The organism is Oceanobacillus sp. FSL W7-1309, assembly GCF_038002145.1.
In the GTDB taxonomy this organism is placed as follows: domain Bacteria; phylum Bacillota; class Bacilli; order Bacillales; family Amphibacillaceae; genus Oceanobacillus; species Oceanobacillus profundus.
In genome coordinates, this window is the sequence record NZ_JBBOBX010000002.1 from 1,733,046 (window position 1) to 1,757,034 (window position 23,989).

At 37.7% G+C, this 23,989-nt stretch carries 26 protein-coding genes, 1 pseudogene and 1 riboswitch; of the genes and pseudogenes, 8 read left to right on the forward strand and 19 right to left on the reverse strand.

The genetic code is table 11. The annotated features are described in order from the left end of the window. Nucleotides 1–175: 175 nt before the first annotated feature. The 8 genes and pseudogenes from NST46_RS21140 to NST46_RS21170 all read right to left on the reverse strand — a co-directional run bounded on the left by NST46_RS21140 (nucleotide 176) and on the right by NST46_RS21170 (nucleotide 6,418). Nucleotides 176–385, reverse strand: a complete 210-nt coding sequence (locus NST46_RS21140) for a hypothetical protein (protein ID WP_095309888.1) — start codon at nucleotides 383–385, stop codon at nucleotides 176–178. A 655-nt stretch (nucleotides 386–1,040) separates the two neighbouring features. Beyond that, the gene (locus NST46_RS21145; protein ID WP_168927275.1) at nucleotides 1,041–1,217 is read right to left on the reverse strand and encodes a hypothetical protein; all 177 of its coding nucleotides are present in this window, start codon (nucleotides 1,215–1,217) and stop codon (nucleotides 1,041–1,043) included. 98 nt (nucleotides 1,218–1,315) lie between these two features. Continuing rightward, nucleotides 1,316–1,669 (reverse strand): hypothetical protein, encoded by a 354-nt coding sequence (locus NST46_RS21150; protein WP_340003114.1) that lies wholly within the window; start codon nucleotides 1,667–1,669, stop codon nucleotides 1,316–1,318. A 14-nt stretch (nucleotides 1,670–1,683) separates the two neighbouring features. Beyond that, nucleotides 1,684–1,789: pseudogene (locus NST46_RS21905) on the reverse strand (SAR2788 family putative toxin); the annotation flags it as partial. 318 nt (nucleotides 1,790–2,107) lie between these two features. Beyond that, nucleotides 2,108–2,362, reverse strand: coding sequence for a hypothetical protein (locus tag NST46_RS21155; protein ID WP_303448634.1), 255 nt, complete (start codon nucleotides 2,360–2,362; stop codon nucleotides 2,108–2,110). A gap of 191 nt (nucleotides 2,363–2,553) precedes the next feature. Further along, complete coding sequence (locus tag NST46_RS21160; RefSeq protein WP_118888635.1) at nucleotides 2,554–3,885, reverse strand: CitMHS family transporter; 1,332 nt, start codon at nucleotides 3,883–3,885, stop codon at nucleotides 2,554–2,556. A gap of 174 nt (nucleotides 3,886–4,059) precedes the next feature. After that, a complete protein-coding gene (locus tag NST46_RS21165) occupies nucleotides 4,060–4,779 on the reverse strand; it encodes a response regulator (protein WP_341137720.1) in 720 nt (239 codons plus the stop codon). Further along, nucleotides 4,772–6,418, reverse strand: a complete 1,647-nt coding sequence (locus NST46_RS21170; protein ID WP_341137721.1) for a sensor histidine kinase — start codon at nucleotides 6,416–6,418, stop codon at nucleotides 4,772–4,774. The genes NST46_RS21165 and NST46_RS21170 overlap by 8 nt, the downstream gene beginning before the upstream one ends. Nucleotides 6,419–6,696: 278 nt before the next feature. Here NST46_RS21170 and NST46_RS21175 point away from each other — a divergent pair, with 278 nt between their 5' ends. Beyond that, on the forward strand, nucleotides 6,697–7,275 hold the full coding sequence (locus NST46_RS21175; protein ID WP_340003110.1) for an SCO family protein: 579 nt from the start codon (nucleotides 6,697–6,699) through the stop codon (nucleotides 7,273–7,275). 25 nt (nucleotides 7,276–7,300) lie between these two features. After that, a complete protein-coding gene (locus NST46_RS21180; RefSeq protein WP_095309900.1) occupies nucleotides 7,301–7,498 on the forward strand; it encodes an NB-ARC domain-containing protein in 198 nt (65 codons plus the stop codon). Nucleotides 7,499–7,725: 227 nt separating this feature from the next. Here the strand turns inward: NST46_RS21180 and NST46_RS21185 are convergent, their stop codons facing one another. The 3 genes from NST46_RS21185 to NST46_RS21195 form a co-directional block, all read right to left on the reverse strand. Next, complete coding sequence (locus NST46_RS21185; RefSeq protein WP_341137722.1) at nucleotides 7,726–8,973, reverse strand: glutamate-5-semialdehyde dehydrogenase; 1,248 nt, start codon at nucleotides 8,971–8,973, stop codon at nucleotides 7,726–7,728. Further along, nucleotides 8,970–10,085, reverse strand: a complete 1,116-nt coding sequence (proB, locus tag NST46_RS21190) for a glutamate 5-kinase (protein WP_341137723.1) — start codon at nucleotides 10,083–10,085, stop codon at nucleotides 8,970–8,972. Before proB ends, NST46_RS21185 begins: the two co-directional genes overlap by 4 nt. A 506-nt stretch (nucleotides 10,086–10,591) precedes the next feature. After that, nucleotides 10,592–11,101 carry a YfiT family bacillithiol transferase gene (locus NST46_RS21195; RefSeq protein WP_095309908.1) on the reverse strand — a complete coding sequence of 170 codons (510 nt, stop codon included), beginning with the start codon at nucleotides 11,099–11,101 and terminating at the stop codon, nucleotides 10,592–10,594. A 376-nt stretch (nucleotides 11,102–11,477) separates the two neighbouring features. On the opposite strand from NST46_RS21195, the gene NST46_RS21200 reads away from it, so the two are divergent. Genes NST46_RS21200 through cydS form a run of 3 tightly spaced genes read left to right on the forward strand, consistent with a single transcriptional unit; the run spans nucleotide 11,478 to nucleotide 13,965 of the window. Next, nucleotides 11,478–12,818: a cytochrome ubiquinol oxidase subunit I gene (locus tag NST46_RS21200; RefSeq protein WP_340003108.1), complete on the forward strand. Its 1,341-nt coding sequence runs from the start codon at nucleotides 11,478–11,480 to the stop codon at nucleotides 12,816–12,818. Then, on the forward strand, nucleotides 12,815–13,840 hold the full coding sequence (locus tag NST46_RS21205; protein ID WP_095309912.1) for a cytochrome d ubiquinol oxidase subunit II: 1,026 nt from the start codon (nucleotides 12,815–12,817) through the stop codon (nucleotides 13,838–13,840). The genes NST46_RS21200 and NST46_RS21205 overlap by 4 nt, the downstream gene beginning before the upstream one ends. A gap of 5 nt (nucleotides 13,841–13,845) precedes the next feature. Beyond that, entirely contained in the window at nucleotides 13,846–13,965 is a 120-nt protein-coding gene (gene cydS / locus NST46_RS21910; RefSeq protein ID WP_379600300.1) for a cytochrome bd oxidase small subunit CydS, read from the forward strand. Nucleotides 13,966–13,991: 26 nt separating this feature from the next. Here cydS and cydC read toward each other — a convergent pair whose 3' ends face one another. The 6 genes from cydC to dapA form a co-directional block, all read right to left on the reverse strand. After that, nucleotides 13,992–15,713: a thiol reductant ABC exporter subunit CydC gene (cydC, locus tag NST46_RS21210; RefSeq protein ID WP_118888634.1), complete on the reverse strand. Its 1,722-nt coding sequence runs from the start codon at nucleotides 15,711–15,713 to the stop codon at nucleotides 13,992–13,994. Then, complete coding sequence (gene cydD / locus NST46_RS21215) at nucleotides 15,710–17,443, reverse strand: thiol reductant ABC exporter subunit CydD (RefSeq protein ID WP_341137724.1); 1,734 nt, start codon at nucleotides 17,441–17,443, stop codon at nucleotides 15,710–15,712. The genes cydC and cydD overlap by 4 nt, the downstream gene beginning before the upstream one ends. Before the next feature lie 242 nt (nucleotides 17,444–17,685). Beyond that, nucleotides 17,686–18,072 (reverse strand): hypothetical protein, encoded by a 387-nt coding sequence (locus tag NST46_RS21220; RefSeq protein ID WP_118888632.1) that lies wholly within the window; start codon nucleotides 18,070–18,072, stop codon nucleotides 17,686–17,688. 85 nt (nucleotides 18,073–18,157) lie between these two features. Next, on the reverse strand, nucleotides 18,158–18,388 hold the full coding sequence (locus tag NST46_RS21225) for a YdbC family protein (RefSeq protein ID WP_095309920.1): 231 nt from the start codon (nucleotides 18,386–18,388) through the stop codon (nucleotides 18,158–18,160). Between the two features lie 24 nt (nucleotides 18,389–18,412). Then, nucleotides 18,413–18,847 (reverse strand): universal stress protein, encoded by a 435-nt coding sequence (locus NST46_RS21230; RefSeq protein WP_340003104.1) that lies wholly within the window; start codon nucleotides 18,845–18,847, stop codon nucleotides 18,413–18,415. A gap of 331 nt (nucleotides 18,848–19,178) precedes the next feature. Next, the gene (gene dapA / locus NST46_RS21235) at nucleotides 19,179–20,072 is read right to left on the reverse strand and encodes a 4-hydroxy-tetrahydrodipicolinate synthase (protein ID WP_341137725.1); all 894 of its coding nucleotides are present in this window, start codon (nucleotides 20,070–20,072) and stop codon (nucleotides 19,179–19,181) included. A gap of 108 nt (nucleotides 20,073–20,180) precedes the next feature. Further along, nucleotides 20,181–20,358, reverse strand: a riboswitch (Lysine riboswitch). 175 nt (nucleotides 20,359–20,533) lie between these two features. Between dapA and NST46_RS21240 the strand changes: the two genes are divergently transcribed. Then, nucleotides 20,534–20,797: a hypothetical protein gene (locus tag NST46_RS21240; RefSeq protein WP_095309926.1), complete on the forward strand. Its 264-nt coding sequence runs from the start codon at nucleotides 20,534–20,536 to the stop codon at nucleotides 20,795–20,797. 61 nt (nucleotides 20,798–20,858) lie between these two features. Here NST46_RS21240 and NST46_RS21245 read toward each other — a convergent pair whose 3' ends face one another. Continuing rightward, entirely contained in the window at nucleotides 20,859–21,383 is a 525-nt protein-coding gene (locus NST46_RS21245; RefSeq protein WP_340003102.1) for a nitroreductase family protein, read from the reverse strand. Between the two features lie 170 nt (nucleotides 21,384–21,553). On the opposite strand from NST46_RS21245, the gene pdxK reads away from it, so the two are divergent. Together pdxK and NST46_RS21255 are read left to right on the forward strand one after the other, a co-directional pair. Further along, nucleotides 21,554–22,366 carry a pyridoxine/pyridoxal/pyridoxamine kinase gene (gene pdxK / locus NST46_RS21250; protein ID WP_095309930.1) on the forward strand — a complete coding sequence of 271 codons (813 nt, stop codon included), beginning with the start codon at nucleotides 21,554–21,556 and terminating at the stop codon, nucleotides 22,364–22,366. 233 nt (nucleotides 22,367–22,599) lie between these two features. Beyond that, the gene (locus tag NST46_RS21255) at nucleotides 22,600–23,160 is read left to right on the forward strand and encodes a YusW family protein (protein WP_095309932.1); all 561 of its coding nucleotides are present in this window, start codon (nucleotides 22,600–22,602) and stop codon (nucleotides 23,158–23,160) included. A 78-nt stretch (nucleotides 23,161–23,238) separates the two neighbouring features. Here NST46_RS21255 and NST46_RS21260 read toward each other — a convergent pair whose 3' ends face one another. Then, nucleotides 23,239–23,799, reverse strand: a complete 561-nt coding sequence (locus NST46_RS21260; protein WP_341137726.1) for an NADPH-dependent FMN reductase — start codon at nucleotides 23,797–23,799, stop codon at nucleotides 23,239–23,241. Between the last annotated feature and the right edge of the window lie 190 nt (nucleotides 23,800–23,989).

Here is a 23,989-nt window from a genome sequence, read left to right on the forward strand (position 1 = left end):
CATAACTTCTTTTTGAACTAACGCCTCTGTTATGTACCATCATTTGATGATCTCACTTACTCAATTCTTTCATTATAAGTTGGAGTACAAACCATACTATAAAAATCCAGAACCGAAATAAGTTCCGGCTTCTCTTTAAAAGAAATCGGAACTTCATTTATTCGCCGCAATATGTTTAGCGTGACGCATTTGGAGGTTGACAAACATCACAATTACGTTGGTTATTATTTTTAAATTTCTTAAATGTTTTTTCAAAGTTACTGCCACATGCACATTTCAATAGTAACTTTTGAGAAAAACCGTGATATTCCGTCGTTAGCAACTTACTTTCTGAATTGCTCTCAACAAATTCTTTAATTTTATCAATCGTCCATCGTTTATTCATTCTCTTACACCTCCATATTTTATCGATAGGCGGAGGCTTTATTGGCATCCGTTCAAAAGTGAATGTCGTAATTCTCTTAAGATGCTCATTATAACATGAGCTGAAACACAATTAAACAGATGGAAGGTATCTTACTAAACTATCCAGACATATAGCACAATAGGAGCCTGCTCTTATTGAACAATTACACCAGTTAATTAAGTAAAAATTAGTAACTATATATTTTCATTTCTTTTTCTGAAATAACTTAATCAAAAAATAATCTACAGCAATAAATATTAGACGATCTTCCAATACAGAGACCAAGAGCTAAAACTAAAAATGGATGGACTACCATGGCATTCCATGAGGATTTCGAAGAAGCGATGTGGTTGGCATTAGGTGATATGCTATAATTTATATCATACTTGTATGACATTTCTCATGCAGTGGCTTATGCATATGCTATTATGGTGGTTGACTTACGGATGACTAAAATTGTAAATTCCTTAAAGGGAGTTCATACCTTTCTTCCCTTTTGTGCACTCAGATAAAATTATTAAAAACGCCCTCATTTCTAAATTGCGCTTTTCCTTTTGCTTTCATTGTCTTTTTCTTTCTTGTTGTAATATTTTACTCCTTTTATTAGAGCAGCAGTTCGTTTACTAAGATTTCTTTATTTTTCATTATTTCCGGTGTCAATCTTTGGGGTAAACGTAGTCATCAAAACTATAAAAACAGGTAATAAACTCCATAAGAAGAATCCCCAACGGTGTGTCATTAAAGATAATACTAAGAAGAAAGCAAGTGTTACAATTGAAATATAAACAGAACGTCTTTGGTATTTTTTCACCTAGAACACTCCTTTTTAACAATTAAAATATTCTGTGTTTAGTATAACATATCTTATTCCATCAAGTATTGCTTCATAGAGAAGTTATTTCTTAGTCTTTATAAATCAAGAAATGCGAGGTTATCTAATGGTAGATTTAAACGTTTTAATTGTTTAACGACTATCTCTTGTTTTACTTTCCCATCTTCTTGTAATGCTTTTGGATAGATTTCTGGGTGACCGACTACTGCACCTTTTTCAATCCACTGTTTTCGATATAATTGAAAAGCGGCTTCTTTCATTTCATCTGGAGTGACAATATATCCTAAATCTACATCATGATCTTCGCTGTACCCATATTGAAAACGACAACAAGGGCATATTTCATAAGAAGGAGCATTGGTATTCTCTTCGTATGGTGTTTCATCTTCTACCCCATCGTATCCGCAAATTGGACATGTATAAGTTTTCATCTAAATTCAGCTCCTTATTGATTATTATAATTTACTCCAGCTTTTTTCTTCCAGTCTTTTTGCCCATATTTAGGTTTGAAAAAGTTTTTATCACATATTTTTCGTTAAAGAAATAAATTCTCAAGTGTAATCTCTTTTATTTCTTTACCAGCACGTATTGTTTACCTTCTAAATAGAATGTATCGCAATGATGGGTTATATCTTTTAACTTATATGGCTATATGAGATCACTATATAAATTAGAAAGGCAGTTAAAAAATTTAGCAAACAACTTTGATAAAATTAATCACGAAAAACACGGGACACCCAAAAACGAATTCAGCCAGAATCACAACTAATGGAAATACAACCAGGGGATTCTATAATGGTTGATAGAATTATTGTACTAGCTGATACATCTCGCCACCTGATTGACCTTAATAGCTGTCCTTACTCGAACTAAAAAATATATAATACTAATGCAAATAATGACAAGCTAATTGTAACCACATAAATCCAAATGAGTGAAGGCAAATTGGATTTTAGCGATTTTGTCTCGTACTCAAGCGATCGTTCTAATTCACTTGCGGCCTCTTCTCCAGCTTCTTCATACTTCTTTTGTTTGTCTTCTTCCTGTTTCATTCCATACAAAGTCAATACAATAGCAATCAGACATACAACACCAATAAGAACAATCATTCCTGCACTTACCACCATGTGCCCTCCTTAATTCGTACCACACTTGAATAGCAAAAAAATTAATAAATACTTCAAATCTATTATATAGTATTTTCTTTAACGCTTGTTATTCTCTACCGCTTTGTTGATTTTTTGTAACTTCACTTGCTGCAAAAAACGAAGCCCACTTAATAATGGGCTCCGCCTTATTTAATCGATACAATCTATTAAACTGCAATAACACCAATTAATACAGCAATAATTAAAAGTACAATACTTAGTCCCCACATCCATAAAAGAGAATAACGGATATGTTTTCCCATTTCAAGGCCTGCCAAGCCTAATGCGAGCCAAAGTGCAGGTGAAAATGGACTAACAAAGGTACCTACAATATTACCAATTACCATGGAATATGCTGTAGAAAGTGATTCAATTCCAAATCCAGTAGCAATTTGATCAACAACTGGCAATAAAGCAAAGTAGTAAGCATCCGTGCTTAACAGTAAATCAAATGGTACTCCGAAAAATCCGATAATTAAGTGCAGATATGGTGCAATAAATGCTGGAATAATTGTAACGAGATCCTCTGCAATCGAATTCAGCATTCCAGTTCCGGTAAGAATACCTAAAAAGGAGCCTGCTGCGAGAATTATCGTTGCCATCATTAAAGCACCAGGTGCATGACTGCGTATTCTTTCCGATTGCTGTTTCATATTTGGATAATTAAGCGGCAAGGCAATACTAAGCCCAATCATAAATGCAAAGCCTGCTGGAATAATTCCCCATACAAGTACGCCAATTACGGCAAGAAAAAGAATCGCATTTACCCAAAGTAATTTAGGTCTGGTCAATGACTCCTCATCTTTTGCAGAAGACGAATCACCATTTATTCTTTCAATTGCGGCTGCAGATTCTTTCGCACTGACCAGTCCATAATGCTTGCTTATTCTTCGCTTTTCCATAACTCCAAGGAAAGCGGCTAAAGCAATCATCAACACAAGACCACTAATTTGAATTGGTATCAATGGTCTCCAAAGCTCAGTGACATCCATATTTAGTACAGAAGCTGTACGTCCTAAGGGACCTGCCCACGGAACCATATTCATAATACTGGCACTTCCACCAATTAATAGTAAAAGCAAATACGGGTTCATTTTTAAATGCTTATACAACGGTAAAAGTGCTGGAATTGTAATTAAAAATGTAGAAGCTCCAGAACCATCCAGATGTGCAATTGCTGCCACAAAAACTGTACCAATACTAACTGTAATAACGTTTCCTCTTGTAAGTCGTATCATATTTTGAATTAAAGGATCAAAAAGTCCCGCATCTTGCATGACGCCAAAAAACAAAATAGCGAAAATAAACATGATCGCAACTTCAATTACGGTTAATGCACCTTCTGTGAAAAAGTCTCCAATCTCTGAAAATCCAAAGCCTGCAATAAGCGCACCGATTAATGGCACGAGCACCATGGCTACAATTGGTGTTACTTTATTGCTGATCAGTAGTACCACAATAATTAAAATCGTCAAAAAACCTATTATACTTAAACTCACTCTAATTCCCCTTCCTAACTAAACGCAATACATCATCTTATCTCCCATACCCTTTATGTAAGCGCTAGCAAAACGTATAAGTAAAAAATAGTTTGTATTTTTTACTTATTGAAAAAAGTAACATAAATGAATTTAGGAAGGAAGTTTCTTATCATAAACGGTCTAATTTTCATATTAATCATTTTGTTCATAAGTTTCACAAGTGAAATATCTTCGCTCTGGTCTTCCTACAGTCCCATATTTCAGTCTTGTTTCAACCTGATCTATACTGACTAAATACTCTAAATATCGTCTTGCTGTTGAACGACTCGTCCCAATTTGTTTGCTAAGCTCAACAGCCGTAACCCCCCCAGATTGTTCGGTTTTCAACAAGCTTGTAATTTCCTTTAACGTAATCGCATCAATCCCTTTTGGCAGACCAGCACGCTGCTTTTTTGGTATTGTAGCTGGCTTTGACCAAAACATTGCATCTATATCTCCTTGTTCCATTTCCTTTACAGATGATAGTAAATGCCTTCTTTCTTTATACCTCGTTAACATTTGCTCAAATCGAGTCACATCAACTGGTTTGATAATATAGTCAAACACACCGCCACGAACTACTTCTTGAATTGTCTCTACTTCTTTTGCGGCTGTGATAACAATAATATCTATTTCTTTATATGTGCTTCTGATCTCCCAGAATAAATTTAAGTCTTCTACATCCGGAATATAGATATCCAAAAGAATAATATCCGGAAGTTCATTACCTTCACTAAGAAATGCCAATGCTTCTTCCCCTGTCCTTACCGTATCACTTACGATAAATCCGTCTACTTTTTCAACAAATTGGCGATTTATATTTGCAATGCGAAAATCATCTTCCACGATTAAGACACGATAAGCTTCATGCATCTGTATCTTCCCCTTTCTTTGGTATGATCATGATAAAACAGGCGCCTCCCAGGTCACCTTCTTCTAGAATTAATTGACCCTCAATCCGTTGGACTGCTTGATACGTTAAAGCTAATCCAATTCCTCGATGGGTTCCATTCTTTGTCGAAAAGCCTTGTTCGAAAATCCATGGAATATCTGATTCAGCAATACCCGGGCCGGAATCTTCTACTTCCACTAACACATCTTCTCCAATATCTGTAAACAAAATGGATACATTACGATTATTAGGCTTTTGATCTCTCACTGCTTCGATAGCATTTTCGATTAAATTCCCAAGTGCAGTTAATAATACATCTTTTTCCTCTTCCGAAAAGCGATAGGAAAGCTGACTATCTGGATGGATCGACATGTTCACACCAAGCTCATTCGCTTGATTGAATTTCCCTTGAAGAATGGCGTGAATAAGTGGATCTGCAATATTATCTGTCAAAAAACGCTGCCATTTTTGCATTAGTTTACTTTCTTTTTTAATAAATTCAATTGCTTCCTGATTCTGATTCAGCTGCAGGAGACCAAGAATGGTATAAAGCTTATTGGAAAATTCATGTGTTTGTGCACGTTGCGTATTTGCATACTGCTTTACCCTCGATAACTCATGGATAACACCTTCTAGCTCTGTTTTTTCACGAAATGTCAGAACGGTTCCAATAATTGTTTCCTCGTTATACATCGGGGTTTGGTTTATTAGTACCACTTTTTCACCAAGAATCGCTTCTCTGTCATAGAAGCTTCTATTATGATGTAGAAAATCTTGTATATTTAAAGAAGGGATTATCTCTTGAATTAACTTTCCACTGTAATCCTTTTCCCCTACTCGTTGTTTAAATAAAAGTTGCTGGGCTTGAGCATTCATCATTGTAATGTGCCCATTATTATGAACAGCAATTATCCCTTCATGTGTTGATTGCAAGATAGCTTCCTTTTCGATCATTAATTGTGATATTTCTTCCGGCTCCATATTGGACAGTAATTTTTTGATATAATGTGAAATAAAAATAGCTCCAAGAACACCGAGCAATATTATAAGAAATAAGGTAATCCAAAGCGAATGATTCTGATCTGCAATCACTTTCTGTATATCATCATTTAAGAATCCAACCGATACAACTCCGATAATTTCTCCTTCATCAGAGAAAACTGGCGCTTTTCCCCGAATGGATAATCCGAGCGACCCCTCTTCAACAGAAACGTAGGACTCTCCATCTTTCAGGGCCCGTTCATTATCGTCTCCAACCATTCTTTTTCCGATGTGATTTGTACTGGGGTGTGAATAACGAACACTCTCTGTATTTCCAACTACAATAAATTCTGCCTCTGTTCCCTTCCGAATGGGGGCAACAATATCCTGAATGACAGCTGCCGGATTTTCCAATTGAAAAGCTTCCCTCAATTCAGGGATGTTTGCGACACTTGTGGCAACACCGAGCGCTCTTTTCCCAATCTGTTCTTCCATCGTATCCTCAATAAAGTTCTCAAGGAATAATGCGAAAATGATAAAAACCCCTACAATTAAGATACTTATTAATGCAATCATTTTTGCTTTTAGCTTAATCCTTATTCTTGGGCGGATGTTTTGTTTCTCTGATGACTTCCGCATTTTCCCCGCTCCTTTTGAAATTTCCTTATATACTGTTTCTCCACTATAACATTCTTCATAAAACACATTATTTTAAGAATACTAACCAGCTACTATAAAATCAAACTTGGCTGTTATGCCTCTGAAATTTTCAAATTCTTTGATTCTCCAGCGAGAAATCGTTCACAATGGTTTCACTGAATCGCCAACACTTAATTCGTGATATAATGTTATACTAGCGCTACATACATAATAGATTGATTGTTCGAAAAGAAGCATAAATAAAAGGGGACATTCAAATGAAGAAAATACTCCTGCTACATATACTATTAGCTTTCATTCTTATCGGCTGTAGTTCAGAAGCTATTGAAACAAACATGTCGGAAAAAGTAGATGATTTTCAATTCACAACACAAGATAATGAGAGCTTAGGCCTTAAAGACTTGGAAGGTCAATGGTGGATAGCCGATTTTATTTTTACGAATTGTACGACTGTTTGTCTTCCAATGACAGCAAATATGGCTGAGTTGCAATCCAGAATGAAGGACGAAAACCTCGATGTCCAGCTTGTATCTTTTTCAGTTGATCCCGATTATGACACACCAGAGGTTCTGAAGGAATATGGCGAGCGTTATCAGGCAGATTTTGGAAACTGGTCATTTTTAACTGGATATGACTTTCAAACAATCAAAGAATTATCAATCAAATCCTTTAAAAATTTGGTCAAAGAACCACTAGAAGGAGATAATCAAGTCATGCATGGGACTAGATTCTTTCTTGTTAATCCTGAGGGAGAGGTTATTAAAGGGTATGATGGTATAAGCTCAAGTGAAATTGATATTATCGTAGGAGATTTGAGAGCTGTAACCAAGGAATAGCACATAGATAAGGAGTTGAAATGAGTTGCCGACCAGTGAATACAAGGCAATCTATTCAACACTATATAGCACACTCGAAAAATTAGATCATACAGATAAACCAAAAATCATTGCCATTGATGGACGATGCGGAAGCGGAAAAACGACATTAGGAAAACAACTTGCCTCAAAGTTCGATTGTACCCTTTTTCATATGGATGACTTTTTCCTTCCTTTGAAATGAAAACAGAAAAACGGATGTCTGAGCCTGGTGGCAATGTTCACTACGAGCGATTTAAGGAAGAAATTATTCAGCCTTTATAAAATGAAATACCAACCGTTCATCGACCTTATAATTGTCAGAAGAAAGCGCTGGATAATCCAATTCAAACAGCATTCTTCATCCATTCAATAATTCGAGTAATAGGAAGGGCTGCTCCAGCACGGAACAGCCCCTTTACATAGACAGTGTTAATTTCTAATTTGACCACTACCTTTAATTTGAAACTTACTTGATGTTAATGCCGCAAGTCCCATCGGACCCCTAGCATGTAACTTTTGTGTACTGATTCCAATTTCGGCTCCATATCCAAATTCAAATCCATCGGTAAATCGGGTTGAGGCATTATGGTAAACGGCCGCTGCATCGACATGCTGCAGGAACATTTCGGCATGTGCAGTGTTCTCCGTAATGATCGACTCTGAATGTCTCGTTCCATATTGATTAATATGTCCGATTGCTTCCTCAACCGAATCCACTACCTTAATACTAATGGAAAGCCCAAGGTATTCGCTCGACCAATCTTCCTCTGTTGCTTCGATAGCAGTTGGAATAACTTTTCGAACAAGCTCGTCAGCATAAATTTGTACACCGTTATCCCCTAGTTTTTTCATTAGGTCACTACCATGTTGATTGAACCAATTAGCATCGATTAATAGAGACTCGATCGCATTACACACTGATGGCCGCTGCAGCTTTGCATTCAGTACAATTTGCTCTGCCATTTCTTTCTCAGCTGTCCTATCAATAAAGATATGACAATTTCCAGCGCCTGTTTCAATTACTGGAACTGTAGCTTCGCGCACAACCGTATCGATCAGGTTTTTTCCGCCTCTAGGAATTAATACATCCAGGTAATCATTCAAACGAAACAACTCTCCTGCTGTTTTTCTGCTTGTGTCCTCGATTAATTGTACGGCATTCTTTGGAAGAGCACTATTCTCCAACGCACGGTGAATCGATCTGACTAATGCAATATTCGAATGTTTAGCCGATGAGCTCCCTCGCAAAATAACTGCATTACCAGTTTTTAACGTAAGTGTTGCGGCATCTACTGTCACATTCGGTCTAGCTTCATAAATGATACCTATGACTCCAATAGGTACTCGCTTTTTCTCTATGTTGAGTCCGTTTTCCTTGTTGATCGTTTCTAAGATTTCACCGATCGGATCATGGAGGTCAATTACTTGATGGATTGCAGCAGCAATTCCTTCAATACGCTCTTGATTCAGCATAATCCGGTCTAATACAGATTCCGACAGACCCTTTTCTTTTCCTGTTGCTAAATCTTTTTCATTCTCAATAAGAATCATTTCCTGATCCATTATTAATTGCTCTGCTATCAAAGCTAATGCTTCGTTTTTCTCTTTTGTTGTAACTCCAGTCATCAAATAACTTGTTTTCTTAGCAACCTTCCCTTTTTGAATAACTTCACTCATGACAGTTCCTCCCCAATTTTTTGTACACTCACCCAGCCATCACGGTGGATGGCTTCTATAGATGGCGTGATGCGTTCATTTTCCATATGATCTTCAATTGCCTTTTGTAATTCAACGGACGAACAGCATATTTCTCCCTTGCCAAGTAATTCATGTATTCCATAAACCTGGACGACATCACCCTTTTCAAATGTCCCGCTTATTCTTAGTACTCCAGCTGAAAGCAGACTACTACCGTGATGGGATATTGCTTCTTCTGCCCCTTTATCAACATAAAGCTTACCCATTGATTCGGAGTGAATTGCTATCCATTGTTTCCGTGTATTTATGTGCTCCTTAGCATGACCGGCAATATACGTACCATCTCCGCTTCCTTGCAACACTTGAAGGAGTTTATCATGGCCATTTCCATGACCGATAAAGACAGGAACACCTATCATTGTTGCCGTTTTAGCGGCCATTAGCTTTGATTTCATGCCACCTGTTCCAACTTTTGAACCGCTCGTTCCTGCAGCTTCGATCATTTCATTTGGAATCTCATCCAGGAAATCATATTTTACCGCCGAAGAATTCGTTCTTGGATTCCCACTATAGATTCCATTAATATCTGTTAAAATAATGAGCTGATCCGCATGGATAAACCCACTAACTAAAGCTGATAACATATCATTATCACCGAATGTCAATTCTTCAATTGACACAGTATCATTTTCATTTATGATTGGAAGAATACCTCTTTCCAGCAGCTCTGTCATGGTTGCATAAGCATTCCGGTAACGTTCTCGATTTGAAAAATCATCCCGCGTTAATAGTAGCTGTGCCGCCGTTATTCCAAAGACACTGAATTTTTCCATATAAGTTTGAATCAATAAGCTTTGCCCAACAGCAGCAGCAGCCTGCTTTCCTTTTAAGGTGACGGGTCTTGATGAATAACCAAGCCTTCTAAAGCCAGCTGCAACAGCACCTGAAGATACAAGAATAACTTCATGGTTTGCTTCTCGAAGCGCAGCCAGCGCGTGAATATGATCATTTAGTTTTTGCTGATCGATTTCACCCTTATCATTTGTTAGGGAGCTACTGCCAATTTTGACTACGATTCGTTGCTTACGCATTTCGATTACCTCCATTAAACGTATTTCCTTATGTACACAAAAAAGCCCAATCGCCCTATATTATAAGGACGAAAGAGCTCTCTTCCGCGGTACCACCATTACTTGAATGTATGCACATTCCACTTCATCCATAACGCTGGAAATGCGCCCATGTATTGGCATGGGACTCTAAAGGTAGGTTCTGCAGGTTGTCTATGACGGAATCTTTCAGCTTCTAAATTCCGCTCTCTTTCATAGCAAGTACCGCATACTAGTCCTTTATTAACGTTCAATATATTGATTTCTATTATGGCGAGAAAAAATCCCGTTGTCAATAGGTAAAATATTCAGTTCTTTTTATTGGTAATTTTTAATTTGATGAAGGTTATTATGAAAGTAAAGGACGTGTTGCTCGATAATACTAAAAAAAGACAGCTAGAAGATTCTACTGGATGAATAAAAAATTAAGCCCACTTTTAAAGAATTGGCTTATCGTAGCTCGATAAGCCAATTCCATATATAATGTATTATTCTGCTAAAGCGATTTTTATATGGGCTAAGTGGTGCTCTTCGTGCCAAGCTAATTTTGCAACTTTTGTTGCAACCGTGATTTTACCGTTTTTTTGGTGAGTAAACGCCAGATTTAATTGCTCTTCAGTTAAATTATTCCCTAAAGATACGATGCGTTCATTTATGCCTTCTAGCATTTTAATGGAACTTTCTATAGGAAGTTTTGTATCCGGTTGAATAGCCCACTTGTCTTGATCAAAATTTGGTACTGTGGGATTTTCATCTGTTAAAGCAAGCTTCAAACGTTGATACATATTCAACTGGGAATCTGCAATATGATGAACAAGCTGACGAACTGTCCAGCTGCCATCACGATATTGTCTGCTGAGTTCCTCATTACTTAATGAGTCAACAGCTTTCCTTAAACGGATCGTGTAAGTTTCAATTTCTTTTAGGCATTCATGTGTATTTTCTAATGTTACTTTTTCAGGAACCTGTAATTTCCCTATTGGATATTTGACATCCATTTTTAATCCCCTTTCCTTTATTCGTTATTTTTAATTTGATTAGATCATCCTCTTTTTATTTTAACATATCTATCTAATCCCTCTAGTAAACGCTTTCCATAGAAATGGTCCTCTTTTTCAAGAAATACCTTTCCAATTAAATATAGATTAACAACGATTTTTTTGGGGAAAATACATATTGGTTGTCATTTTCTCGATTTATTATAAGATTGTTAAAGAGTTCACAATTAATTCATTTCCCGTTTGAAATATTGTCATATCTAATATCCAATTAGGTACGTCAACACGTTAGAATGAACTTAGATGTGCCTTTACATATCTAAGTAGAGCCTAATCTTAGGTGGTTTATTTGTGAAATTAAGGAGGAGGATCTGCGTTGTTATTTGATGATCCGGTATTTGCCAGTAGATTATTAACCCTTTTAACCCTTTCGTTTCACATTATCTATGCAACCATCGGTGTAGGGGTGCCCCTCATGATCATGATTGCACAATGGGTTGGAATCAAGAAGAACGATATGCACTATATGCTGATGGCTAGACGATGGGCAAAAGGGTTTGTCGTGACGGTTGCCGTAGGTGTCGTGACAGGAACTGCAATTGGTTTACAATTATCACTATTGTGGCCTAACTTTATGGAGCTTGCTGGTAATATCATCGCATTGCCATTATTTATGGAAGTTTTTGCTTTCTTCTTTGAAGCAATATTCTTAGGGATTTATTTGTATACATGGGATCGTTTTGATAACCCTCGTAAACACTTACTATTATTGATCCCGGTTGCACTTGGAGGTGGTATGTCTGCTGTCTTCATTACGATTGTCAACGCCTTTATGAATGCCCCAGCAGGTTTTGACATTATGAATGGACAACTTGTAAATGCAAATCCGATTGCAGCAATGTTTACTGCAGCAATGCCGACGAAAGTGTCCCACGTACTTGCTACTGCTTATATGACCGTTGCATTTATGCTGGCAGCCATTGCTGCATTCAGATTGCTTAAAGGTTCGAAACATGAATACCACAAAAAAGCTTTGTTTATGACGATGAAAATCGGACTTATCTTTTCCATTGCAACTGTGTTAATTGGAGACCTGTCTGGAAAGTACTTGGCAGAATATCAGCCTGAGAAACTAGCTGCAGCTGAATGGCATTTTGAAACTGAGGAAGCTGCACCACTCATTCTTTATGGAATGCTTGATGAAAATCAGGAAGTGAATTACGCGCTGCAAATTCCATTTGGATTAAGTATTCTTGCGCATGGTTATCCAAATGCAGAAGTAATTGGATTAGATCAATTTCCAGCAGAAGAACAGCCACCGTTAATTATCCATTATTATTTTGATTTAATGGTTACAATCGGTATGTTCATGCTGGCTCTCTCATTCGTCTATTGGGTTGGAGCAAAACGAGGCTGGTCTTTCGTTAAGACAGCATGGTACCGATCACTTATTGTCCTTGGTGGGCCATTGTCATTCTTAGGAATTGAAGCTGGCTGGTGGATGGCGGAAGTTGGTCGTCAACCTTGGATACTCAGAGGAATCATGACGGTTGATCAAGCAGCAACATCAAGTGATTATGTTGGCCATATGTTTATCCTTTTCGTAGGATTATATTTCGTTTTAGGTGTTGGTACGGTTGTCGTGCTAAGACGAATGTTTAAAAACGATCCGATTGAAAAGGCGATCGCCAAACAGCAAGGTGGTGATTCTGAATGAGTTTAGAAGTTCTAGGAATTTCCGTACTCTGGTTATTTTTATTTGGATATGTCATTGTCGGCTCGATCGACTATGGTGCAGGGTTTTTTAACGCCCAAAGCATTATAACTGGTAAGCAACATATTTTATCTAAAATTATTCAGCGTTATCTATCTCCTGTCTGGGAAGTAACGAATGTATTTTTTGTTTTCTTTTTCGTTGGGATTGTTGGGTTCTTTCCACAATCGGCATATTACTTCGGAACAATTTTACTGATTCCAGGAAGTATTGCGCTAGTATTGCTGGCAATCCGAGGCTCTTATTATGCGTTTGAATCGTATGGAGCACGAGGTCATAAAGGATATGCCTTTATGTATGGAGCTTCCGGACTGTTAATTCCAGCTTCATTGTCGATTGTCTTAACCATCTCTGAGGGTGGGTTCGTATCCATCGTGAACGATAACCCAGTGCTTGATTACGCAGCTCTATTTACTAGCCCATTAACCTGGTCTATTGTGGCATTAAGCATTGTTGCTGTTTTATATATATCCGCTGTCTTCCTTACGTGGTACGCATATAAAACTGGTGATACAAAAGCAACTGATTTGATGCGGAAATACGCACTTGGGTGGGCTTTACCATTGATTATTACTGCTAGTGGCATTGTTTATGAATTAAGCTCTCACAATGAAGCCCACTTTGAACGGATTATGGATTTGTGGTGGATGTTTGCACTTTCCTTTATATTATGGTTTGCAACAGTATGGCTCATCTGGAAAAGAAGAAACTACGGTATGGCATTCTGGCTGCTTGTCGGTCAATTTGCAATGGCATTTTTCGCGTATGGAGTTTCCCATTATCCGTACTTGCTTTACCCGCATCTTACCATTTATGAAGGGTTCACTAATACGGCGATGGCAATTTCATTAGTATTCGTGTTTATTCTTGGCCTAGCCTTATTGCTTCCCTCCTTGTATTTGTTATTACGGCTATTTCTGTTCGATAAAAATTATGTACAAGGAATCAAGAATAAGAAGGAGTGAGCTAAATGTTTCATGATTTTCTAATCTTTGTCGCTCCCATTCTCATTATTCTAATTGCGATTGCGGTTGCATTTTGGGGAGCCGGTAAGGATAAACCTGTAACAAAAGAAGCTGACGAGGACTAATCTTCTCCGTCAGCTTCTTTTTCTTTTTACAGATCTGCCAAAAAAACACTTTGTTCGATTTTCTTCATTTGATAAAAATAACCTTTACTTTTCATCAATTCTTCAAAGGTGCCAGCTTCTGCAATTTCCCCTTGATCCATGACAATAATTTGATCCATTTTCTCAAGCCCTGTTAAACGGTGACTAATTAAAACGACTGTATCATTTTCAGCTACTTCAAATAGCCGTTTATATAGCTGTTCCTCTGTTAATGCATCGATGGACGAGGTTGGTTCATCCAGCAGCCATAATGGTGCTTGTTTTAGCAGTATTCGCGCCAGTGCTAATCGCTGCTTTTCGCCGCCTGAAAGATTCTCTCCCTTTTCTAAAACTTGATCATCCAATCCAAAATGATTTAACTGTACGTGAAACAGAATGTCTTCCATCTCTCTGTCAGCTAATCCATCCTGAGAAATCGCTAAGTTATCTCGAATTGTTCCATAGAAAAAATGGTTCGACTGAAGCATAACATTCGCATGCTCCCAAATGCTCTCAGCTTTTAGATCGGCTACCGATTGATCATTAAGTGAAATAGCACCATCTCGTACCTGGTACAATTTCAGTAAAAGCTGCATAATGGTAGACTTCCCGGACCCACTTGGACCGACAATTGCCGTTTTTGAACCAGCAGGTAAATGAAACGTTAGATCTTTTAATGTATCACGTGATTCTGTCGGAAAAGCAAAGGACACATCATGAAAAGTAATGGAAGGAGCCCGTTTAATTTGCAGCGTTTCGAACGAATCATCCTCATTTCCTTTCCTCTCCATTACCTCATCTAGCCTTGTTACTGCCTGACGACTTTCTTGAAGATAGCTTGGAAAAGCCGCCATCGGAGAAGTATTTTCAAACAGTGTTAAGGATATCATCACAAGCATGGCAAGAAACAAACCATCTAGCTGCTGTACGGATACGAAATATGCACTTACCGTTAGCACGGATACGGAAACAAGTAGGGATAGAAACGTATTTGCCGATTCACTAAATAAACGATGCACATTTTCCCGCTCCTGCTCCAACAAATACGTATCAGCTGATTTTAATAATGCTTCCTCTTTGTCATCTACTTGCTGATATATTTTTAAATCACGAAACCCGTACAGGAATTCTGTTACTTCCGTTGATAAATTGCCTCGCTCACTCCTAACACGATAATCGATTTTCCGTTGCTTCATGCCGATGACTAACGGAACAACCAAAGTGGTTAATAATAATCCAAGTAGCAGAAGCAAGGCTGCTTCAATGGAGAAATAAGCCGTGAAAAGAATGGTAACAAGAAATACAAGAACAAGCACTATCGGTGGGTAAAAAACACGTAAAAAGTAATTTTGCAGCGATTCTACATCGCCAACGATTCTTGCTAGTAAGTCTCCACTGCGATGACTTTGAAAAATAGTTGGTGCGAGTGGCTCCATTTTTTTATAAAACGAAACACGCAAATTACTTAGCATTGTAAAAGTCGCTCGATGTGAAAAATATCTTTCACCATATCGACTTAATGCCGATATTATTCCGAGTAGCTTAACGATCGCAACAAGTACCATCAAGGAATAGATCGGTGGCACTAAGGCTGCCTTGGAAATTAAATAACCACTCGATGAGAATAGCCCGACGGCAGTTACTCCAGCTAGAAATCCACAAGCAATTGAAAAAATGACATCTTTTTTTTCCTGCAACACGATCTTGATGACAGAACGTAATCCCTTCATTTAGTCATCCCTCCCTGCTGTACAGTCACCATATTCCGATAGGCTTCTACCGTTGTTAGTAACTCATCATGTGTTCCTGCTGCCTTAATTTCACCGTTATCTAAAAGGACGATTTTATCAGCCTTTTGAATCGTATGAAGGCGGTGAGCAACCGTAATAACTGTCGAATGTTTTCCTAGTTCCTCCATTGATTTCTGAAGAATTTGTTCCGTTTGCAAATCCAGCCCTGTCGTCGGCTCATCAAAAAGAATGACAGATGGGCGTTTGAGAAATGCTCTGGCTAGCGCTATTCGCTGTTTCTCCCCACCAGAAAGGCCTCTTCCTCCTTCACCGATTAACGTGTCATATCCATGTTCAAGCGAATCCACTAAATCATTAATCCCTGCCTTTTCAGCTGCTTTGATAATTTCTTCTTGATATGCGCTTTTTGTAGAACCAATTGCAATATTCTCTGCAATCGTACCTGAGAATATATACGGATTCTGTGAAATATAACTTAATTGGTCAAACCAATCCTTCTCTCTGTATTGCTTTAAGGAAGTTTCATTTACTTGAATCATTCCCTCCGTTAGCGGGACTAGTCCTGCTAGCATATGCAATAATGTCGTTTTTCCTGATCCCGTTTTTCCGATAATCGCAATCTGCTCAAAAGCTTCGAGTTCTAAATTAATATGCTTTAATGCAAAACCGCCTTCCTTGTAAGAAAATCCTGCTTCATTCACTTTAATATGGACTGGCTTATTTTTCGCCAAGGGTAGTTCTCCCCATCGTGTCTCATCATCTTCCAGTGCAGAAAGCTCTATATCTAATTTATTCGCTGCCGCCATGCTCGTCCGTCCCGTATGAAATGAATTTCCTAGCTCCTTTAATTTCGTGTAAAACTCTGGAGCAAGAATAAGCATTAAAAAGCCAGTAAAAAACGTGATATCTTGAAAAATAATCATTCGAACAGCAACTTCTAACGCGATAAGCCCAATGCTTAGCATAGAAATAAACTCTAAAGCCAGAGAATTCGTAAATGCAATTTTAAGCACTTCCATCGTTGCATCACGGAAATCTAAGCTGCTTTTTTGAATGGTTTTCTCCTGCTCTTTAGACCGTCCAAATAATTTCAATGTTGTTAACCCTTGCAGCGTATCAAGAAACGTACCGGAGAACGCATTCATCTTATCTAGCTGCTGTTCGGATTTGTCTTTCGTATTAAAGCCAATAATTATCATAAATATAGGAATAAATGGTGCGGTAACTAGGATAATAATTCCTGTTGCCATATGTTCCATTAAAATAACAACAAGGATGAAAAGCGGTACAATCGTTGATTGAATAATTTGTGGAATATAGCTGCTAAAATAAGAATCTATTTCATCAACCGTATCCAATAGGAGCCCAACCTTTTGACCAGACTGTCCTTCCAATGAAGCTTGCATTGAATTTCTTGAAAATGTATGTACAAACAGCCTGCGCAGCTCTCTTTTAGCAAGAGTAGCCATTCTTGCTCCTGCTCTTCCATTCAAATAATTTAGTCCTGTCCGTAAAAAAAGCGCTACGATTAAGCCTATAATTAACGGGCTAATTTCTGAAAATGAATAGCCTTTTAGGAAAATACGATCAATGATTATCACAAATAAATAACCTTGACCGATAATAGCAAACGCAGAAAGAATCGCAAGCACAATAAAAAGTATGAGCTTTCCTTTCTGTTCTGCTGCTATATTCTTCAATCTATTCATTGATTCTCCCCCTAACGAAAGCTATTTTAGTGAACATCTTCACATAAGTATACATGATTTAAAATACCGAAGTAAACGGATAGCTAGGGTGTTAACATAGTTGTCGATTTTAAGGGTGATAAAATTAACCTTGCTCCTTACGTTAGAGAATTTTCACCGTCTCCAAAAGAGGAAGTAGAATTCACGTAAAAACTGCCCAACAAAACGAGCGATCGCATAGTCTCACTTTGTTGGGCAGTCAGCTACTTCTTAATAAATTTTATAGCAAAGTAAATAACGCATGCAATTACAGCATAAATGAAAAACATGACAAAAAAGCCCCATAGTCCCATTACTGCATCTGCAAACTCCATGTTTCCCCGATTCGTAATTGCTTGCTGCAATTCAATTGCAAAAACGATAACAACCATAATGGTGAACGTATAGATAAAGGAAAATATCGTCGTACTCCATTTAAGCTTTTCCAATAGCTTGAAAAAGATATAGACAAAGAAGAAAATCGTCATTCCCATAAAGCCCATAATCCAAAAATGGAGTTCTTTATCTGTCATATGTAGACCGAACATGTCTGTAAGGATGTCATGAATATTATTTACAATTTCCGCAAGAGTAATAACGATTTCTCTCATTTTATCTCCCACTTTTCATTTGTCTTTATTACAATTTATCCAAATCATCAGCCATCTCCCAAAGTCAGTGATTTAGATAATCGTTCTATTCCGAAAGCGCGTTTAAATTTGCCAATGCTTTCTTCAATTGGACAATCTCTTCTTCTGTTAAAGTAACACCTTTACCCATCTTTTCCTTACCAGGTGCCCAGTCTCGTAAATCATATTTTGGTGGGCGACCATTCCAGCTGATCACATTCAATTCCTTTGTCCATCCTTTTGGCGACTCCGAAATAACAGCAATTGTTTCTACAATTTTATAATTTAATTCAGCCATATTCATACTCCTTTATGCTTCATTCTATTTAACAATCAAAACAGGGCACTTGGCGTTCTGTACAATCGTATTGCTCACACTACCTAACAGAAGACTTTTTATATTACTAAGCCCCCGATTGCCTACAATGATCAAATCTATTTCGTTAGCTAAAGCATATTCACAAATCGCTCTCCCCGGGTTGCGCTGTGAAAAGTCCGTCCGAATTTCCGTTATCGTAACAATTCCTAATGCTTCCATTTCCTTCTTGATTTGATGTAGTTCCGGTAAAAGAAATTCTGCATCTGCCATGGATATGTTGCCTGCAATAGCTGTCTCGTTACTTTTAATTCCCGGTGTCACAACAGAAATAACATGTACTTCTGCTTTTTCTGTAATTGACGCCTGATTCTTTGCCTCTTTAATCGCCTTTTTACTACGATTTGAACCATCATACGATACGAGAATTTTTCGATTCATTTGCATTCCTCACTTTATTAAAGGTTAGCTACTTAATCCACTTAATTTATTATACATGGATACGTCTAGAGAGGTTAATTTTTTAATGGCTTTCGTCAGACTTCATATTTGTTAAGTTGACACTGATGTACGGACTGCGCCCCATATTTTGGAGTAGGTTCGACTTATCGAACATTCCTGCGCAGGTGATTCACTCCAGAGTATAAGTGCTACTAATCTATGTCTTCCCAAGTCGGTAAGTCTTCGTTATCGTGTCATAAGGTATTTATCCACAGCATTCCCTGGTATCAAAAAAAGGAATAAGCTTCACTGCTTACTCCTTTTCTCTAACTTAATATCCGATTGCGTTTTTCACTTTATAGGCCGCTACTAGTTTACAAATAGACGCTCTTTCTGACTCCGTCAATGGTACAAGTGGTAGACGAACACCACCAACTGGTACTCCAATATGGTTCAGTGCTTCTTTTACTGGGGTAGGGCTTGGAACTGAAAACAATGCTTTCATTACTGGCAAAATATGTCGGTGTATAGCACTGGCATTAGCTACATCACCATTCTGAAAAAGCTTTACCATCTCTTGCATCTCATTACCTAATATGTGTGATGCTACAGAAATAACCCCAGTTCCACCTACAGCAAGTGTCGGCAATGTCAGGCTATCATCCCCGCTGTAAACAGTAAAATTATCAGAAGTATGGCTTATAATCTCCGAAACCTTATCTAAATCCCCACTAGCTTCTTTTAGTGAAACAATGTTTGGGATTCTAGAAAGTCGAACAATCGTTTCTAATTCCATGTTTACCACACTTCTACCAGGAATATTATAAAGCATGACAGGAAGTGCTGTACTTTCTGCAATCGATTTAAAATGCTGATACATGCCTTCTTGTGACGGTTTATTATAGTAAGGAACAACAAGCATAATCCCATCAACACCTGTAGCCGCTGCCTCTTTCGTTAATTCAATAGATGCTCTTGTATTATTCGTACCAGTTCCCGCAATAACAGGAATCCTTCCATTTACTTCTTCTACAACTGTTTGAAATAACTTCACTTTTTCATTATTAGAGAGTGTTGGTGATTCCCCCGTTGTCCCAGCAACAACTAAACCTTCTGTACCGTTTGCTATCAAGTAATTAACTAACCCCTTTGTTCGTTCAAAATCAATTTCTTCCGCCTCATTAAACGGAGTAACCATTGCTGTTAATACATTACCAAAATTCATATCAATACACCCTTTTCATCCAATATTTTATTGATGCTTTAGGACCAAATTAAAAAGCAGCAACGAGAGAGAGCTCGCTGCCGCTTATAGAACATTATTTACCGTTCTAAGCTTGATAGCCCTCCATATAGTTTCCTATATGACAGTCCCGTATCTATTTGATAACAGGCCCAGCTTCAGAAGATGAGTCTTCTTCCACTTCGGCAAATCCCCCTTTCCTCACATTTCTTCAGAGCTCATTCTCCTCCATGTAAGTATTAATGGTCTTTGCACCTCTACCCTTACTTTACAAATCTAAAATAAGAAAGTATTTAATTATTATGTGTATTATAACAGGGATATATCTAGAAAACAAGCATTTGAACCACAAGAAAAGAACAGCATTACTTTCAAAATGATGGGCAGGATAAGCGAACAAAACATACGCTATTACATAACTTAATTCTGAGGAGGTAATTAAGATGGAGCGAAATTCATATCGTGACCTCCCTGCAAATTTCGGTGATAAGCTAATTCTAGTAGGTGGTTTAATTAGTACCATTGGAAGTAATTTGGCAGTTATTGGTTCCTTTATCACATACGAACAGGAAAAAGAAGTGGAACTACAAGTAAATCAGGAAAAGATACAGATGGATCAGCAGATTCTATTGATGCAGCAGCAAATAACAGACTTGCAAAAAAAGATAGATATGCTATATCAAGATCAAAATCACGGGAAGTCATAGTTGCATGTTAAGCAAAGAAACTGTTGTCCAAACTTATGTTTAGAGAACAGTTTCATGCATTTTAGCTAAATGTATCATAATGTACAATTTCTTCTCTTGCTAGGTGTTTTTTCGGTTTTAATGCTTCTTGAGGATACCCCATTCCCAAAATAGCGACAATACGGTGTTCTTCCGGAATGCTAAGCAGCTTTCGCACATGGTTTTCCCTATCGATGGATTCGTTCTCATCCTCGGAATGATAAACCGCTCCAAACGCTGCACCAAGCCCAACCTCAACTGCTTCGAGCCAAATAAACGCACAAGCAATTGATGCATCCTGCAGCCAGTATTTACTTGTTTGGGGCTTTCCCGTAACGACAATCGCCGCCTGTGCCTCTTTTAACCATTTCATATAAGGTGTTGTTGCAGCAAGACTGTCCAAGGTAGAACGATTCCTTACTACAATTAACGACTTTGACGGAAGATTATTTCCTGATGGTGCATAATAACCTGCATCCACGACTTTTTCTAGTACTTCATTCGGAATGCAACGGTTAACATACGCAGTAATTTCGCGCCTTTCTTGTATCGCTTGAAAAACATCCATCGTACAACCTCTCTCCCTTTATTCTTATTTTCTGTATTAATCATATCAAACTAATATGATTTAGACCACCAAACGTCAAGTTATTTTTAACAATCCATGAGTATGTGTTTAGTGACAGACCCTTCAAAAGTGCTATAATAAAAATTAGCATTCTAGAGGAGGTTCTATCAATGACAATGAAAAAAACGTTAACACTTGCAGGTTCGGACACAAGTGGAGGTGCAGGTATCGCTGCTGATTTAAAAACGTTTCAGGAGCATGATGTATATGGTATGACTGCATTAACCTGCATCGTTACAATGAATCCAGAGGGATGGAATCATCACGTAACACCAATTGACCTGGATCTTGTAAACAGACAATTAGACACGATTCTATCCGTCGGAGTAGACGCGATGAAATCCGGTATGTTAGGCTCGGTTGATATCATTAAGCTTGGTGCAGAAAAAATCGATGCATATAAAATTAATAATTTCGTACTAGATCCAGTTATGGTTTGTAAAGGCGAAGATGAAGTATTACAGCCGGAAAATACAGACGCAATGCGTGAATATCTTCTTCCGCGCGCACTCGTTACAACACCTAACTTATTTGAAGCTAGTCAATTAGCACAGACTAAGCCCTTAAAATCAATTGAAGATATGAAACAAGCTGCATTAAAAATCCACGAGCTCGGTGCCAAGAATGTTGTCATTAAAGGCGGCAAGGCGCTGGATCATGAAAAAGCGATTGATTTATTTTATGATGGTACAGACTTTGAAATACTTGAAAAAGAAAAAGTCGATACCACATATAATCATGGAGCTGGATGTACATTTGCTGCAGCAATCACAGCAAATCTAGCAAATGGCAAAAGTGTAAAGGAATCTGTATTTGCTGCTAAGGATTTTGTTACTGCAGCAATTGCTAATGGTTGGAAGCTAAATGAATATGTTGGCCCAGTTATGCATGGTGCCTACAACAAAGTAACAAACAACAAATAAATATTAGAACAAGCCTTGGAAACGACTGCATTCGATTTTCAAGGCTTTTAATAAGCATTAGAATTCACAATCACTTCCTGATACAAATTACTTAGAATATTCTAGTTCTATCATTCAAATCTACAATTAAGATTCTTACCGTAGGTGAAAAGTTACAAAATGCTTTTACATCGTTTAGTTTTTAGGCTTTTGGGCAATATAGTGGTATAAACTATTAGATAGGAGTGAGCACCATGAAAAAGTTTATGGTACTAATAACAATAACAACATTAGCCTTTCTTATTGCAGCATGTGGAGGAACTACGGAAGAAGATACAAATCCTCCAGCGGATAATAATGCGGGAGAGACGGAAAATAACGCCACAAACGATCAAGATAATGCTTCTAACGATCAAAATAATGGCAATACAGACAGTGGTTCAGCGACAGATAATAATGCAACGAATGACAGTGATAATGTAACAACAGATACGGAATCCGATTACGCGTTTACTAGCTTTGATTTAGAAGCAGATTTCGAAGGAACAGAAGATATTGTCGAAGTAGAATATGAGCAGGATACGAACGAAACGGAAGCATCCTATCGAAATGAAACACAAGGAATTCAATTACGAGGCGATGAAGCGATGCAAGAGCTTGATAGCATCTTCTCTACTTTTGACTTTGATGAAAATACGCCAAAGGAAGAGGTTCTAAGTACTGTCCTTGAAGCTTTCAATATCCCAACTGACGCGCAGAATGTTGAACTAGACATCGAGTATGCTGGTGGTACGGAAGTCGAATATCAACAGTAAACCATTTGCAGCATAAGCTTCAACTAAAAACTCCGCTGTTTTGTATACGATACAAGCAGCGGAGTTTACTATTAATCATTATTTTACATCAGCAGTTACTTTAAAACTTTCAGTCCAGCTAACAAAATTCGTTACAACGGAATCAATAAATTGAACTGTTGGCTCATCTGTCAGATTCCCTTGTGCGTCAATTTTTTCATGAACAGAGCCAACAAAAACTTCATTTCCAGGCAATGTCAATGTTGCTACTCCTGGCGCATTCAAAATTTGACGTAAATGCAGTTGTGCTTTCACTGTACCTAACGCCCCCATTGAAGCTCCAACAATCATTGCTGGCTTTTTCACCATTACTTTTTCTACACGAGAAAACCAATCAATTGCATTTTTTAGCATTCCAGAAATAGAGCCATTGTATTCTGGAGTTGCAAATAAGATTCCATCACTTGCCATTATTTTCGCACGGATTTCTTTTACAACCTCTGGCGGAATTAGTTCGTCATCTTCGTTATACATCGGCAGCTGATCAATCGGTAAAATTTCAATATCAACTTTTCCTGCATATCTATTCTGCATGAACTGAACAAGCTTCATGTTATAGGACTCTTTACGGTTACTTCCTACCATCGCAACAATTTTCATTCTATAATTCCTCCATCTATAGTTACGTATCTTATTGTAATACTTTAATTACATAACTATATGTTTATCAAATTCAGGTCATATATTCAAGTAATGTGACTTCTCGAACTCACTTTCAGCTTTCACTCAAAATAATTGTTATTTCAGATATGAAAATAAAGCGTTTACAAAATGTAATGTTTAATTATTG

Coding starts and splice junctions, on each gene's coding strand:
- NST46_RS21140 (WP_095309888.1), bottom strand. CDS start 385: ATGAATAAACGATGGACGATTGATAAAATTAAAGAATTTGTTGAGAGC.
- NST46_RS21150 (WP_340003114.1), bottom strand. CDS start 1,669: ATGAAAACTTATACATGTCCAATTTGCGGATACGATGGGGTAGAAGAT.
- NST46_RS21165 (WP_341137720.1), bottom strand. CDS start 4,779: ATGCATGAAGCTTATCGTGTCTTAATCGTGGAAGATGATTTTCGCATT.
- NST46_RS21170 (WP_341137721.1), bottom strand. CDS start 6,418: ATGCGGAAGTCATCAGAGAAACAAAACATCCGCCCAAGAATAAGGATT.
- NST46_RS21175 (WP_340003110.1), top strand. CDS start 6,697: ATGAAGAAAATACTCCTGCTACATATACTATTAGCTTTCATTCTTATC.
- NST46_RS21185 (WP_341137722.1), bottom strand. CDS start 8,973: ATGAGTGAAGTTATTCAAAAAGGGAAGGTTGCTAAGAAAACAAGTTAT.
- proB (WP_341137723.1), bottom strand. CDS start 10,085: ATGCGTAAGCAACGAATCGTAGTCAAAATTGGCAGTAGCTCCCTAACA.
- NST46_RS21195 (WP_095309908.1), bottom strand. CDS start 11,101: ATGGATGTCAAATATCCAATAGGGAAATTACAGGTTCCTGAAAAAGTA.
- NST46_RS21205 (WP_095309912.1), top strand. CDS start 12,815: ATGAGTTTAGAAGTTCTAGGAATTTCCGTACTCTGGTTATTTTTATTT.
- cydS (WP_379600300.1), top strand. CDS start 13,846: ATGTTTCATGATTTTCTAATCTTTGTCGCTCCCATTCTCATTATTCTA.
- cydC (WP_118888634.1), bottom strand. CDS start 15,713: ATGAAGGGATTACGTTCTGTCATCAAGATCGTGTTGCAGGAAAAAAAA.
- cydD (WP_341137724.1), bottom strand. CDS start 17,443: ATGAATAGATTGAAGAATATAGCAGCAGAACAGAAAGGAAAGCTCATA.
- NST46_RS21220 (WP_118888632.1), bottom strand. CDS start 18,072: ATGAGAGAAATCGTTATTACTCTTGCGGAAATTGTAAATAATATTCAT.
- NST46_RS21225 (WP_095309920.1), bottom strand. CDS start 18,388: ATGGCTGAATTAAATTATAAAATTGTAGAAACAATTGCTGTTATTTCG.
- NST46_RS21230 (WP_340003104.1), bottom strand. CDS start 18,847: ATGAATCGAAAAATTCTCGTATCGTATGATGGTTCAAATCGTAGTAAA.
- dapA (WP_341137725.1), bottom strand. CDS start 20,072: ATGAATTTTGGTAATGTATTAACAGCAATGGTTACTCCGTTTAATGAG.
- NST46_RS21240 (WP_095309926.1), top strand. CDS start 20,534: ATGGAGCGAAATTCATATCGTGACCTCCCTGCAAATTTCGGTGATAAG.
- NST46_RS21245 (WP_340003102.1), bottom strand. CDS start 21,383: ATGGATGTTTTTCAAGCGATACAAGAAAGGCGCGAAATTACTGCGTAT.
- pdxK (WP_095309930.1), top strand. CDS start 21,554: ATGACAATGAAAAAAACGTTAACACTTGCAGGTTCGGACACAAGTGGA.
- NST46_RS21255 (WP_095309932.1), top strand. CDS start 22,600: ATGAAAAAGTTTATGGTACTAATAACAATAACAACATTAGCCTTTCTT.
- NST46_RS21260 (WP_341137726.1), bottom strand. CDS start 23,799: ATGAAAATTGTTGCGATGGTAGGAAGTAACCGTAAAGAGTCCTATAAC.